This is a genomic window from Pseudomonas sp. NPDC087598 (assembly GCF_044743525.1).
Lineage (GTDB): Bacteria > Pseudomonadota > Gammaproteobacteria > Pseudomonadales > Pseudomonadaceae > Aquipseudomonas.
The window spans coordinates 25819-39850 of record NZ_JBIUWQ010000023.1 but is presented as its reverse complement, the minus strand read 5'-3'; the positions used below and the strand labels follow the sequence as shown (position 1 = coordinate 39850).

At 59.9% G+C, this 14032-nt stretch carries 11 protein-coding genes; 5 read left to right on the top strand and 6 right to left on the bottom strand.

Annotated features, from left to right (window positions below):
* Positions 1-62: 62 nt before the first annotated feature.
* Positions 63-545 carry an acyl-CoA thioesterase gene (locus ACIOWE_RS14765; RefSeq protein ID WP_003229693.1) on the bottom strand — a complete coding sequence of 161 codons (483 nt, stop codon included), beginning with the start codon at positions 543-545 and terminating at the stop codon, positions 63-65.
* Positions 546-825: 280 nt separating this feature from the next.
* Here ACIOWE_RS14765 and ACIOWE_RS14760 point away from each other — a divergent pair, with 280 nt between their 5' ends.
* Entirely contained in the window at positions 826-2589 is a 1764-nt protein-coding gene (locus tag ACIOWE_RS14760; protein WP_401392533.1) for a cation:proton antiporter, read from the top strand.
* Between the two features lie 21 nt (positions 2590-2610).
* On the opposite strand, the gene ACIOWE_RS14755 is transcribed toward ACIOWE_RS14760, so the two are convergent.
* The 4 genes from ACIOWE_RS14755 to uvrD form a co-directional block, all read right to left on the bottom strand.
* On the bottom strand, positions 2611-3018 hold the full coding sequence (locus tag ACIOWE_RS14755; protein ID WP_007995855.1) for an SMI1/KNR4 family protein: 408 nt from the start codon (positions 3016-3018) through the stop codon (positions 2611-2613).
* 138 nt (positions 3019-3156) lie between these two features.
* Complete coding sequence (locus ACIOWE_RS14750; protein WP_401392530.1) at positions 3157-4032, bottom strand: Tim44 domain-containing protein; 876 nt, start codon at positions 4030-4032, stop codon at positions 3157-3159.
* Between the two features lie 176 nt (positions 4033-4208).
* Positions 4209-4649 carry an EamA family transporter gene (locus ACIOWE_RS14745; protein WP_401392527.1) on the bottom strand — a complete coding sequence of 147 codons (441 nt, stop codon included), beginning with the start codon at positions 4647-4649 and terminating at the stop codon, positions 4209-4211.
* Between the two features lie 141 nt (positions 4650-4790).
* Positions 4791-6974: a DNA helicase II gene (gene uvrD / locus ACIOWE_RS14740; RefSeq protein WP_201236240.1), complete on the bottom strand. Its 2184-nt coding sequence runs from the start codon at positions 6972-6974 to the stop codon at positions 4791-4793.
* A gap of 257 nt (positions 6975-7231) precedes the next feature.
* On the opposite strand from uvrD, the gene ACIOWE_RS14735 reads away from it, so the two are divergent.
* The 3 genes from ACIOWE_RS14735 (at position 7232) to ACIOWE_RS14725 (ending at position 11515) form a co-directional block, all read left to right on the top strand.
* On the top strand, positions 7232-10105 hold the full coding sequence (locus ACIOWE_RS14735) for a putative bifunctional diguanylate cyclase/phosphodiesterase (protein ID WP_401392523.1): 2874 nt from the start codon (positions 7232-7234) through the stop codon (positions 10103-10105).
* A gap of 127 nt (positions 10106-10232) precedes the next feature.
* Positions 10233-11099: a transcriptional regulator HexR gene (hexR, locus tag ACIOWE_RS14730; protein ID WP_007962240.1), complete on the top strand. Its 867-nt coding sequence runs from the start codon at positions 10233-10235 to the stop codon at positions 11097-11099.
* 212 nt (positions 11100-11311) lie between these two features.
* On the top strand, positions 11312-11515 hold the full coding sequence (locus ACIOWE_RS14725) for a PA3496 family putative envelope integrity protein (RefSeq protein ID WP_401392520.1): 204 nt from the start codon (positions 11312-11314) through the stop codon (positions 11513-11515).
* On the opposite strand, the gene ACIOWE_RS14720 is transcribed toward ACIOWE_RS14725, so the two are convergent.
* On the bottom strand, positions 11457-12419 hold the full coding sequence (locus tag ACIOWE_RS14720; RefSeq protein WP_103302748.1) for a LysR family transcriptional regulator: 963 nt from the start codon (positions 12417-12419) through the stop codon (positions 11457-11459). The genes ACIOWE_RS14725 and ACIOWE_RS14720 overlap by 59 nt on opposite strands.
* A gap of 190 nt (positions 12420-12609) precedes the next feature.
* Here ACIOWE_RS14720 and ACIOWE_RS14715 point away from each other — a divergent pair, with 190 nt between their 5' ends.
* Positions 12610-14025, top strand: a complete 1416-nt coding sequence (locus tag ACIOWE_RS14715) for an acetyl-CoA carboxylase biotin carboxylase subunit (protein WP_025112637.1) — start codon at positions 12610-12612, stop codon at positions 14023-14025.
* The last annotated feature ends 7 nt before the right edge of the window (positions 14026-14032 follow it).

Genomic DNA, 14032 nt, shown 5'->3' with positions numbered 1-14032 from the left:
GCCACCGATCCTATGTGGGAGCGAGCCTGCTCGCGAAAGCTTTCATCAGATCGCTACCAATCTCAGGCGTCGCCCTTGATCTCCTGATAACGTTTTTCCAGCTCCTGGCGAATCTGCCGGCGCTGCTGAGCCTGCATGTAGCGGCGTTTGTCTTCACTGTTCTGCGGTTGCAGCGGCGGCACCGCAGCCGGTTTGCGCTGGTCATCCACCGCGACCATGGTGAAGAAGCAGCTATTGGTGTGGCGCACCGAGCGCTCGCGGATGTTCTCGGTCACCACTTTGATGCCGACTTCCATCGAGGTATTGCCGGTGTAGTTGACCGACGCGAGGAAAGTCACCAGTTCGCCGACATGGATAGGCTCGCGGAAAATCACCTGATCCACCGACAGCGTCACCACGTAGCGGCCGGCATAACGGCTCGCGCAGGCGTAGGCCACTTCGTCGAGGTATTTGAGCAGGGTGCCGCCGTGGACATTGCCAGAGAAGTTGGCCATGTCGGGGGTCATCAGTACCGTCATCGACAGCTGGGCGTTTCCGGGTTCCATAACGTTCTCACGGATCAAGGCTGGTTTGCTGGAAGCGCCTCTACGGGCGCCTGGTCGCTTTTCAAAAGCACCGTTATCGGGACGCCGGGCGACTGGCCGCCGTCACGCCGGGATCGATCTGTTTCCATATATTGCACCGCCTTTCAGGCGTAAGTCGCGGTGTTACCCTGCAAAAGCCCGCCTCAAGGGCAATTCCCACACGAAAAGCGGATTTTTACCCCGCTCGCTCAGATCTTTCTGATGCCTGACTGCGAGCCTCGTCATTCAAGGAGCCCACGCCATGCATGCCATCAGTTTCATTCAAGACCTGGCAGTGATCATGTTGGTCGCAGGTGTGGTGACGGTTCTGTTTCACCGTTTCAAGCAGCCGGTGGTGCTGGGCTACATCGTTGCGGGATTCATCATCGGCCCGCACACCCCGCCGTTCGGCCTGATCCACGACGAAGAAACGATCAAGACCCTCGCCGAGCTGGGGGTGATCTTCCTGATGTTCTGCCTCGGGCTGGAGTTCAGCCTGCGCAAGCTGTTCAAGGTCGGCGCCACGGCGTTTATTGCGGCGTTCCTCGAAATCATTCTGATGATCTGGATCGGTTACGAAATCGGCCGCTGGTTTGACTGGAACACCATGGACTCGCTGTTCCTCGGCGCGATTCTGGCGATCTCCTCGACCACCATCATCGTCAAGGCGCTCAACGATCTGAAGATGAAGAACGAGCGTTTCGCGCAGTTGATCTTCGGCGTGCTGATCGTCGAGGACATCCTCGGCATCGGCATCATTGCGCTGCTTTCCAGCATCGCGGTCAGCGGTACAGTCAGCTCCGGCGAAGTGTTTTCCACGGTCGGCAAGTTGTCGCTGTTCATGATCGTCGCTTTGGTCATCGGCATTTTGCTGGTGCCGCGTTTGCTGGCTTACGTCGCCAAATTCGAAAGCAACGAGATGCTGCTGATCACTGTGCTGGGCCTGTGTTTCGGCTTTTGCCTGCTGGTGGTCAAGCTTGAATACAGCATGGTGCTCGGTGCGTTTCTGATCGGCGCGATCATGGCCGAGTCGCGGCAACTGCTGAAGATCGAGCGGCTGATCGAGCCGGTTCGTGATCTCTTCAGTGCAATTTTCTTTGTCGCCATCGGCCTGATGCTCGATCCGATGATTCTTCTGCAATACGCGTGGCCGATTGCGGTCATCACCGTAGCCGTGGTGCTGGGCAAGATGTTGTCCTGCGGGCTCGGTGCGTTTATCGCCGGCAATGACGGACGCACCTCACTGCGTGTGGGGATGGGGCTGTCACAGATTGGCGAATTTTCCTTCATCATCGCCGCATTGGGCATGACCCTGCAGGTCACCAGCAACTTCCTGTATCCGGTGGCCGTGGCGGTGTCGGTGATCACCACGCTGCTGACACCGTACCTGATTCGCGCGGCGGATCCGCTGTCGATCAAGCTGTCTGCCGCGATGCCGCAGCGTCTCGGGCGTGTGTTCGGTATGTATGGCGAATGGCTGCGCAGTATCCAGCCGCAAGGCGAGGGCGCCATACTGGCGTCGATGATCCGGCGGATTCTGTTGCAGGTGGGGGTCAATCTTGCGCTGGTGATTGCGATCTTCTTCGCCGGAGCGTTTTTCGCTGAACGAATCTCGCTGTCGCTGCACGACTGGATCAGCGATCCGAGCTGGCAGAAGGCGTTGATCTGGGGCGGGGCGTTGCTGCTGTCGTTGCCATTCCTGATCGCCGCCTATCGCAAGCTCAAGGCGTTGTCGATGCTGCTGGCCGAGATGGGAGTGAAGCCTGAGATGGCTGGAAGGCACACGCAGCGAGTGCGCCGGGTGATCTCCGAGGTGATCCCGATTCTCTCGCTGCTGGTGATTTTCCTGCTGCTGGCAGCCTTGTCGGCCAGTATTCTGCCGACCAACAAGTTGCTGGTGCTGATCGCCGTGGTCGCGGCCGCCGTGGCGGCGCTACTCTGGCGCTGGTTCATCCGAGTGCACACGCGGATGCAGGTGGCTTTGCTGGAAACCCTCGACAATCACAAGGAATCGTCGGGGCATTGACCACCCGGGGCGTTGGGCAAATCAGCTTTCCAGCCAGACGTCCCGCGCCCAGTGCCACACCGATTCCCAGGATTCTTCGGTGATCAGCTCTTCTTCGCCCGACCACAACACCACAGTGCCGTCTTCTTCGACGCAGTAGTAGTTGTCGCCGTCCTGGCAGATCGGAATCAGGTCGCGCGGCACGCCGGCGTCCCAGGCATTCGCCGCCACATCCGGCAAATAGGTATGCGATTGCGGGTCGGTGACAGTCACCGGCTCCAGACTGCCGTAAACCACGTCGCTGACGGTCAGCAGAAACTCTTTGAAGACAAACGGAATGTTGATGAAGAGTTCTTCTTCGACTTCCACCAGTTGGTCTTCGTCAGGCAATTCCAGTGGAACCGGTACGGGTTCGTTGGCTTCGCGCAGTTGTTCGATGATTTCTTCCACGTCCGGGATCCTCTTGCTTGAATGGCGCGGTTTATATGGGCCGGTTTATACAGTAGCTCGCTATAGATGCAACCGCGAAATAGAAAAACCCCGGACAAGTCCGGGGTTTTCACTGTTACCTGACTGACGCAGGAGGGATCAGCCGTTCTGGCGGATACCGGCGACCAGCCAAGGCTGGTTGTCGCCCTGCGGACGCTCCATGTTCCAGCTTTCGCTGAACACTTCGCCCTGGTCGAAACGCGAGGTCTTCGACACACCGCTGAATGTCAGGGTGGCGATGGTCTTGTCGGCGCGGTCATCGACGCCGTCCAGTTGCACCTGGAGGTTGTCGATGTAGGTCGACTGGAAGGCGTCGCCCAGATCTGCACGCTCACGCTTGAGGAACTCAAGCATTTGCGGGGTCACGAACTCGGCGATCTTGTCCATTTCGTTGGCGTCCCAGTGCTGCTGCAGCGCCTGGAAGTGGCTGCGCGCGGCGGCAAGGAAGTTCTGTTCGTTGAACCATGCCGGAGCGTTGATGACCGGACGAGCGGCAGCCGGTGCAGCCGAGCCACCGAAGATCGAACCCATGGCAGCAGGCTTCTGCTCGAACGCTTCACGCTGCATTGGCGCGCCGGCCGGAGCCAGGTGCTCCTGTTGCTTGCGTCGACGAGCGGCGATGAAACGGAAGATCACGAACGCGATCACGGCCATGATCAGGATGTCGAAGATCTGCATGCCCTGGAAGCCGCCGCCCATGAACATGGACGCCAGCAGGCCACCGGCGGCGATGCCGGCCAGAGGGCCGAGCCATTTCGAAGCGCCGCCAGCCTTGGCAGCAGCACCGGCGGCACCGGCAGCACCAGCGGTCGCCGCAGCGCCGCCCATGCCTGGAGAAGAAGGAGCCATTTGGCTGGTCTGGTGCGTCGGCGCAGCGCCGGCGCTTTTGCCACCACCAAAGCGCTTGGCATTGGCGTCGAGGCTCATCGTCAGGCCGATGCACAACGCCATGGCGATGCTAAGAAAACGTTTCATAAAGGGAATTCCCGTTTGTGGAGACACGCGCGCCATGTTGCACAGCTGAAGTGGCACTGGCTAGCGAGAGAGTGTTTCGGGCTTTTGCCTGACAGGTTACGTTCAGCTCGGTCGGGGCAATAAGGCCATGTACATTTGGCTGTAGGAAAGAGCGACAGGTTCAGTGAGAAAGCTGCTTAGCGACGAAATGCCAGCATCACCACGCCAGCAGTGATCAAGCCGATACCGCCCCATTGGCGCAGATCGAGTTTCTCGCCCAGCAAGATCACGCCAAGTATCGCCACCAGCACCACACTGAGCTTGTCCACTGGAGCGACCAGTGACGCCGGGCCTACCTTTAATGCGCGGAAGTAGCACAACCACGACGCGCCGGTGCCCAGACCGGACAGCAACAGGAACAGATAGCTCCTGGCGGATATCGATCCCAACGACTGATATTGGCCCGTGGCGTACAAAATCAAGGCCAGGCTGACGAGTACCACGATGGTGCGCAGCAGGGTGGCGAAATCGGAATTGACGTTTTCGATGCCGACTTTGGCGAAGATCGCCGTCAATGCGGCGAAAGTTGCCGAGAGCAGGGCCCAGAATGTCCAGGAGGAAAAGAAGCCTGAGCCCATGGAAATATCCTTGATCAATCAGCCAACACCTAACCCTGTGGGAGCGAGCCTGCTCGCGAAAGCCACACTGCGGTTTATCAGATCAACCGCGGTGACGTCATTCGCGAGCAGGCTCGCTCCCACAGAAAAGCGAAACCGGCTTCAGATGGCTTCAAGCTTCGCGTAACCAAGCATCAGCCACTTGCTGCCTTCGCTGAAGTTCACCTGCACCCTGGCCTGCGCGCCTGCGCCCTCGAAGTTGAGGATCACGCCGTCACCGAAGATCGAGTGACGTACGGTTTGCCCAAGGCTGAAGCCGGTTTCCGGAATCTCGCTGCCGCTGAACAGATTGCTGCCGCTCATCGACTGGTTGCCGCCGAACGGTCGGCTGACGCTGTTCGACAGGCGCACTTCCTGAATCAGACCTTTCGGCACTTCGCGGACGAAACGCGAAACCTTGTTGTAGGTTTCGCTGCCGTACAGGCGTCGGGTTTCAGCATAGGTCATCACCAGATTCTGCATTGCCCGGGTGATGCCGACGTAAGCCAGACGACGCTCTTCTTCAAGACGCCCCGGTTCTTCCAGGCTCATCTTGTGCGGGAACAGGCCTTCTTCCATGCCCACGAGGAACACGTACGGGAATTCCAGACCCTTGGCACTGTGCAGCGTCATCAGTTGAATGCTGTCTTCGTGCTCGTCAGCCTGCGTGTCGCCGGCCTCCAGCGAGGCGTGGCCGAGGAATGCCGCCAGGGGCGTCAGCTCTTCGTCGTCTTCGGTGTTTTCGAAGTTGCGCGCGGCGCTGACCAACTCCTCAAGGTTTTCCACCCTGGCCTGGCCTTTCTCGCCTTTTTCCGCTTCGTGATAGGCGATCAGGCCCGATTGCTCGATGACGGTTTGCGTCATCAAATGCAGCGGCATTTCCATGCACTTGGCGGCAAGGTTCTCGATCAGCTCGATAAACGCGCCCAACGCACCCGCCGCACGACCGGTCAGGCCTTTATTGGCGACCAGTTGGCGCATCGCTTCCCACATCGACACATCGCTGTGACGGGCATGGTCGCGGATTGCTTCGACGGTTTTCTCGCCGATACCGCGAGCGGGGACGTTGATTACCCGTTCCAGCGCCGCATCGTTGCCGCGCCCTTCCAGCAAGCGCAGGTAGGCCATGGCATTCTTGATTTCCGCGCGCTCGAAGAAGCGCTGACCGCCATAGATGCGGTAAGGAATTCGTTCACGCAGCAAGGCTTCTTCCAAAACGCGCGATTGGGCGTTGGAGCGGTACAGAATCGCGATATCGCTGCGAGCCAGGCCGGTTTTCAGCGCGCTTTCGATGGTTTCGACAACGTAGCGTGCTTCGTCGTGTTCGTTGAACGCGGCGTACAGGTTGATCGCCTCGCCATCACCGCCGTCGGTCCACAGCTCTTTACCGAGACGCCCGGTGTTGTTGGCGATCAACGCGTTGGCAGCCTTGAGGATGCCGGCGGTGGAGCGATAGTTCTGCTCCAGGCGAATAGTCACGGAGTCCGGGAAGTCCGATGAGTACTGATGAATGTTCTCGATCTTCGCGCCGCGCCAGCCGTAAATCGACTGATCGTCGTCGCCGACCACCATCAGGCTGTCGCCACCCTTGCCGAGCAGGCGCAACCAGGCGTACTGCACGGCGTTGGTGTCCTGGAACTCGTCCACCAGAATGTGCCGGAAACGCTTTTGGTAATGTGCCAACAGGCCCGGGTGATCGCGCCACAGATCGAGGGCGCGTAGTAGCAGCTCAGAGAAATCGATGACGCCGGCGCGCTGGCACGCGGCCTCGTAGGCCTCATAAATGCCGCGCATGGTCGCCAGGTACAAATCGCCGCTGGCCTGAATGTGTTTTGGACGCAGACCTTCGTCTTTCTGCCCGTTGATGAACCACTGGGCCTGACGGGCCGGCCAGCGCTGTTCGTCCAGCCCCAGCTCGCGGATCACCCGCTTGACCAGACGTTGCTGGTCATCACTGTCGAGAATCTGGAAGGTCTGGCTCAAGCCCGCTTCCTGCCAGTGCGCCCGCAACAAGCGGTGTGCCAGGCCGTGGAAGGTGCCGACCCACATGCCGGCCGGGTTGATACCCAGCAACTGCTCGATGCGATGACGCATCTCGGCAGCGGCCTTGTTGGTGAAAGTCACCGACAAAATGGAGTGGGGCGAGGCGTTTTCGACCTGGATCAACCAGGCGATACGGTGCACCAGCACTCGGGTTTTACCGGAGCCAGCACCGGCCAGGACCAACTGACGGCCAACGGGGGCAGCTACGGCCTGGCGTTGGGCATCGTTGAGAGAGTTCAGCAGAAGGGAGAGATCATCGCGCATCGGGGCATTCTAGGGTGCGCCGCAGGCCCGGGCAAACCGAGCTTTGCATTAGCCGATGAAAGTGCTGCCGATGACGACCGGTCGGTCACCGGCTACAGGCGTTGGTCCGTCTCGCTTGGCGGGTTTTGCCGGTGCGACAGGGAGATAAAGTTTCGCTCAATTTATGATCTGGAGCAGTTTGGCAAAGGGGGCGGCTTGTGTATGCTCCGTCCACGTTTCGGGCGCACGCCCTCCTTATAAGAACAAGAACGTTGCCCATGACCCTCAGCGCCGAACTGTCGGGCCCCTCCGTGGAACCCCGGGTTATCCGCAAGCACTATGCCGTCGAAATGGCGGTGGAGCGCACGCGCCTGCTGTATCAGGGCTCCTTGTTGCCCACCCTGTTCATGTTGATCAATGGTCTGGTCTGCGCCGGTTTGCTCTGGAGCCCGCAGCGCTATTTCGTGGTCAGCGTCTGGCTGGTGTGGTTGCTGTCGCTGGTGGCGTTGCGGGTGATTCAGGTCGCGGCGTTCGATTCGGCGATCCCTAACCGTCAGGCCCAACCCATCTGGTTCCGAATGTTTCTGATCGGTTCGACCATGACCGGCCTGACCCTGGCCGGCGCCGGCATCGCTTTGGTGCCTGCCGACAACTTCATGCAACAGGCCTGGGTGTTTGGCCTGATCGGCGCCGCGACGCTGTCGGCCAGCGTCGCTTATGCGGTCAGCCTGCCAGCGTTCCTGTCGTTTACCTTGCCGTGCCTGCTGCCGGCGATCGGTTTTCTGTTTTGGGGCGGCGATGAATTGGCGCGAGGCTGGGGCTGGCTCGGGCTGATCCTGCTGGGTTCGTTGAGCGTGGTGGCGTGGCAGGTCAATCGGCTGATTGATCGCGGCTTGGTGCGGCGCTTTCAGAATCAGCGCCTGATCGAACACCTGCAACAGACGCAAATGCGCAGCGAGCAACTTAATCATGAACTGGCGACAGAAATCGACCATCGCCGCTGTGCCGAGGGTAAGTTGCGTGAAGCGCAGGTCGAGTTGGAGGACCGTGTCGCCCAGCGCAGCCGCGAACTCGACGCGGCCAATCAGGCCCTGAGCAAAAGCGAAGCGCGTCTCGCGCTGGCATTGAAGGCCAGTGAGCTGGGGCTGTGGGACTGGAATCTGCAAAGCGACGAGGTCCACCACACGCAGATTCAGGAGTTGTTCGGCCTTGCTCCTGAATACGTCACCGCTATTTTGCGCGACCTCAAGCCGCGCCTGCATCCGGAAGACGTGCCGCCGCTCAAGCATGCACTGGTCGAACACCTGAAGGGGCGCACCGAGGATTATCAGATCGAGTATCGCGTGCGTCATGGCGACGGCCACTGGGTGTGGATCGAAGACCGTGGTCGCGCCGTGGAGCGCAGCGACAGCGGGCGAGTAATCCGGATGGTCGGCACGCGGCGCGACATCAGTGCCAGCAAAAGCCTTGAAGAGCAGCAGCGACTGGCGGCGACGGTATTTGAAGCAGCCAGCGAAGGCATCGTGATTCTCGACCCCAACTACGCGTTGATCGCGATCAATCAGGCTTTCAGTCGGGTCACCGGTTATGACATCGACGACATGCTCGGGCGCAACGTCGTCGAGCTGCCGTGCAGCCGTGATGCCCGTCGTCATTACGTGGCGATCCGTCACGCGCTGGAACAGCACGGCAGCTGGCAGGGCGAACTGGTGGAGACCCGCAAGAATGGCGAGTTGTACCCGCAGTGGCTGCAACTGAATGCGGTGCGCGATAGTCGGGGAAATGTCAGTCATATCGTCGGCTTCTTCTCCGATCTTTCCGCTCGACGCGAATCCGAAGAACGCATGCGTTACCTGACGCACTACGACGAACTTACCGGGCTGGCCAACCGTTCGCTGTTCCGCGAGCGCCTGCACGAAGCGCATCAACGGGTCCGGCAGGGCGGGCGGCGCAGTCTGGCGCTGCTGCACATCAATCTGGACCGATTCAAGTTACTCAACGACAGCCTCGGTCATGAAGTCGCTGACCAGTTGCTGCAGAAAATGGCCCGTCGCCTGATTAATGCCTTGCCGGAAGCCGACACTATCGCGCGGCTGTCCGGTGATGAATTTGCGGTGCTGTTCGATGCCTACGGCAACCTGTCGAGCCTGGCCCGTGTCGCCACGCGGCTGTCGACCAAGTTGCGTCTGCCGCTGACGGTCGATGGGCATGAACTGGTGGTCAGCGCGTCGATGGGCATCAGCATGTTGCCGGACAATGCGCGGGAGATTTCTGCGCTGGTCAGTCAGTCGAACATGGCCATGCAGCACGCGAAACATCTGGGCGGTAACAACTTCCAGTTCTACACCGAGAGCTTGCAGGCCAGCACCCTTGAGCGTTTGCAGCTGGAAAACCAGCTGCGCAAAGCCATCGATGAGCAGCAATTGAAGGTGTTCTATCAGCCGAAGCTGTGTCTGCAAACGGGACGTCTGAATGCGGCGGAGGCGCTGGTGCGCTGGGATCATCCGACGATGGGCCGGGTGCCGCCGGGGGATTTCATCGGTCTGGCCGAGGAGACCGGTCTGATCGGGCCGATCGGCGAGTTCGTGTTGCGTCAGGCCTGCTGGCAGGCGTGCGAGTGGCAGCGTCAGGGGCTGGAGCCGATCCGGGTTTCGGTGAATCTGTCAGTGCATCAGCTGCGCCAGGGCAAACTGGTCAGCCTGGTGCGTCAGGTGCTCGAAGAAACCGGGCTGGCGCCGCACTACCTTGAGCTGGAGCTGACCGAAAGCCAATTGCTCGACAGCGTTGAGCACATCATCGCGACCTTCCAGCAACTGCGCGATCTGGGGGTGAAACTGGCCATCGATGATTTCGGCACCGGCTATTCGTCGCTGAGTTATCTCAAGCGCATTCCGGTGGATTACGTGAAGATCGATCAGGCGTTCATTCGTGGTCTGGGCGAGGGCAGTGAAGATGCGGCGATTACCCGGGCGATCATTGCCATGGCTCATGGCTTGTCGCTGAAAGTGGTGGCCGAAGGGGTCGAGCGGCAGGAACAGCTGGATTTTTTACGCGCCGAGCGTTGCGATGAAGTACAAGGCTATCTGATCAGCCGACCGGTGGAAGCTGCCGGGCTGGCCGGGCTTTTGCGTGAACAGGAAAACCCGCATTAAGGGCTACATGGATGCCATCGCGCCTGATATAGGGACATGGAGTTACGCATTGAGCAGGCAAAAAGCCGATTCATGTAGTATAACTACAAGCTTGCTACATCCCCGACCATAAGAAGAGTCCAGCCCCTTGAATCTGCTGCAACACATCGCCCAGTCACGTCACCTGTTACGCAAGTCGGAGCTCAAGGTCGCCGACCACGTGCTGCTTGACCCTGCGGCCGTGATGCACAGTTCCATGGCCGACCTGGCCCACAGCGTCGGCATCAGTGAGCCGACCATCGTGCGGTTCTGTCGCGCCATCGGTTGTTCCGGTTTTCAGGATCTGAAACTCAAGCTTGCGCAAAGCCTGGCGGCGGGTGCCAGCTTCGGCCAGTTCGCGATCCATGAAGACGACTCGGTCGCCGATTACAGCCTGAAGATTTTCGATACCACGTTGCACACGCTGATGGAGGTTCGCGAGAAGCTCGATCCGGTGGAGTTGCAGCGTGCGGTGACCCTGATGTCGCAGGCGCAGCGGGTCGAGTTCTACGGCTTCGGCGCGTCAGGCGCGGTGGCGGCGGATGCCCAGCACAAGTTCTTCCGCTTGCTACTGACCGCAGCGGCGTATTCCGACCCGCACATGCAGGCGATGTCGGCGGTGACGTTGAAGCCGACCGACGTGGCGATCTGTATTTCCCAGTCCGGGCGTTCGAAAGACCTGCTGATCACCGCCAACCTCGTTCGCGAGAGCGGGGCGTCGCTGATCACGTTGTGCCCGAGCCAGACGCCGTTGGCGGAGCTGTCCACCGTCAACCTGGCGATCGATGTGCACGAAGACACTGAAATCTATACGCCGCTGACCTCGCGTATCGCTCACCTGGTGGTGATCGACGTGCTGGCGATGGGCGTGGCCATGGCGCGCGGGCCGAGCCTGGTCAACCACCTCAAGAGCGTGAAGCGCAGCCTGCGCAGCTTGCGGCTGTCGCCAAAAGCCGTGAAAGCGCTGGATGACTGATGACTGCTTTTGTGGCGAGGGAGCTTGCTCCCGATGGGGCGCGCAGCGGCCCTGAAAAGGCCGGGCCTGCTTCGCAGTCCAGCGGGAGCAAGCTCCCTCGCCACAATGAAACGCAATCTGCAAAGTTTCATCGCACTGTCATCCCCCGGCAGCCAAACCGTCATCCCTTCCGCCTATCGTGAAACTCCCGTAAACGCCTTGGGAGACTCGAAATGGCTCAGCCTTACGAAGAACGCAACAGCGCCGCGAAAACCCGTCGTCAGCAGGAAGACCAGCGCCGCATGGAATTTCGCCGCGCTATCGAAGATCGCTTCGAGCTTCGTCAGCTTGAGGCTGAAATCGGCGACTTTCCCGAAATCAATCACTGGCAGGCAGCGCCCGCAGCTTCCCGTCGAAGCGCTCAACCAGCGCGCTGATCTGCACGCGTTCGCTGCGGATAAACGCCAGGAAGGCGTGCGCCACCGGTGACAGCCGTTTGGCCTTGGCTTGCACCAGGCACCAGCTACGGAATAGCGGCAGCTCCTCGACCGGCAACTCCACCAAGCCGCCGGTCGCCAGCTCCAGGTTCAGGGCGTGGCGCGTCAACAGCGCCAGGCCCAGACCCGCCAGCACGCATTCGCGTTGGGCTTCTGCCGAAGCGACCTCCTGGGTCTGGGTGAAGTGCACACGCTTCTCCTTGAAATACTCCTCACACGCCAATCGCGTACCCGAGCCGGGCTCACGGATCAGCAGCGTGTACGGTTCAAGGTCCTGCAAACGCAAGGGTCCCATGTGTGCCAGCGGATGATCCGGACGCGCTACGGCAACAATTGGATTATTGAGAAACGGCAGAAACTCCAGACCCATGTCCTGCGGGACCATCGACATGATCACCAGGTCGTCGCGGTTGTCAGACAGGCGTCGGATCACCTGGCCACGGTTGACCACGGTCAGTTGCAGATTGACTTCCGGATGCTGGCGCTTGAACGCTGCAAACAGGTGAGGCACGAAATACTTGGCGCTGGATTCCACCGCCAGTTTCAGTTGCCCTTGCAGCGAGCCCTGCATGTCGGACAGCTGCATGTCGAGGTTTTCCAGGCGTCCGAAAATGTCCCGGCTGGCGCGCTGAAGTGCTTCAGCGGCTTCGGTCATGTAGAGTTTTTTGCCGACATAATCGAATAATGGCTGCCCGATCAGCTCTTCAAGCTGACGAATCTGTAGGCTGACAGCCGGTTGTGTGAGCGACATTTCCTCCGCTGCGCGGCTGTAAGAACGCAAATCGCACACTTCGTTGAAGATCTGCAATTGACGTAATGTCATACGCATCAAGGACTTACGCATTTTCTACCGACTCTGAACACGGGAGGATGCGCTGACTATAAGTCTTTACTTATGCCTGACCCAATTTTTATTCATTTTTGTTAATCCCTCATGAGCGCTAGTGTGGACCTGCGACTAAATTGAAACATTTGGTCACGCGTCGACCTGGGTCTAGCAGGTCGTGGTGCCACCGGCTCAAGGGAACCTCCAAGTGATAACAAAGATCCTGATCGCCAACCGTGGTGAGATTGCCGTACGAATCGTGCGAGCCTGCGCCGAAATGGGCATTCGCTCGGTTGCGATTTTTTCCGACGCCGACCGTCATGCCTTGCATGTGAAGCGTGCGGACGAGGCCCACAGCATCGGTGCCGAGCCACTGGCCGGTTACCTCAATCCGCGCAAGCTGGTGAACCTGGCGGTTGAAACCGGTTGCGATGCACTGCATCCCGGCTACGGTTTTCTGTCGGAAAACGCCGAGCTGGCAGACATCTGCGCCGAGCGCGGCATCAAATTCATTGGCCCGTCGGCAGAAGTCATTCGCCGCATGGGCGACAAGACCGAAGCGCGCCGCAGCATGATCAAGGCCGGCGTACCGGTCACGCCGGGCACCGAAGGCAACGTTGCCGACATCGAAGAAGCCTTGGCCGAAGGCGACCGTATCGGTTACCCGGTGATGCTCAAGGCCACTTCGGGTGGTGGCGGTCGCGGTATCCGTCGCTGCAACAGCCGTGAAGAACTCGAACAGAATTTCCCTCGGGTGATTTCCGAAGCCACCAAGGCTTTCGGTTCTGCCGAAGTGTTCCTGGAAAAATGCATCGTCAATCCAAAGCACATCGAAGCGCAGATCCTCGGCGACAGCTTCGGCAATGTCGTGCATCTGTTCGAGCGTGACTGCTCGATCCAGCGGCGCAACCAGAAGCTCATCGAAATCGCTCCGAGCCCGCAACTGACCCCGGAACAGCGCGCCTACATCGGCGACCTGTCGGTGCGTGCGGCCAAGGCTGTCGGCTACGAGAACGCCGGCACCGTGGAGTTCCTGCTCGCCGAGGGCGAGGTCTACTTCATGGAGATGAACACCCGGGTGCAGGTGGAACACACCATCACCGAAGAAATCACCGGGATCGACATCGTCCGCGAACAGATCCGCATCGCCTCCGGCCTGCCGCTGTCGGTGAAGCAGGAAGACATTCAGCACCGTGGTTTCGCGTTGCAGTTCCGCATCAACGCCGAAGACCCGAAGAACAACTTCCTGCCGAGCTTCGGCAAGATCACCCGTTACTACGCCCCCGGCGGTCCGGGCGTGCGCACCGACACAGCGATCTACACCGGCTACACCATCCCGCCGTTCTACGACTCGATGTGCCTGAAACTGGTGGTCTGGGCGCTGACCTGGGAAGAGGCGATGGATCGCGGCCTGCGCGCCCTCGACGACATGCGTCTGCAGGGGGTGAAGACCACCGCCGCGTACTACCAGGAAATCCTGCGCAATCCGGAATTCCGTAGCGGCCAGTTCAATACCAGCTTCGTTGAAAGCCACCCTGAACTGACCAACTACTCGATCAAGCGCAAACCCGAAGAGCTGGCCCTGGCCATCGCCGCCGCCATCGCCGCCCACGCAGGCCTGTGAGGAATAC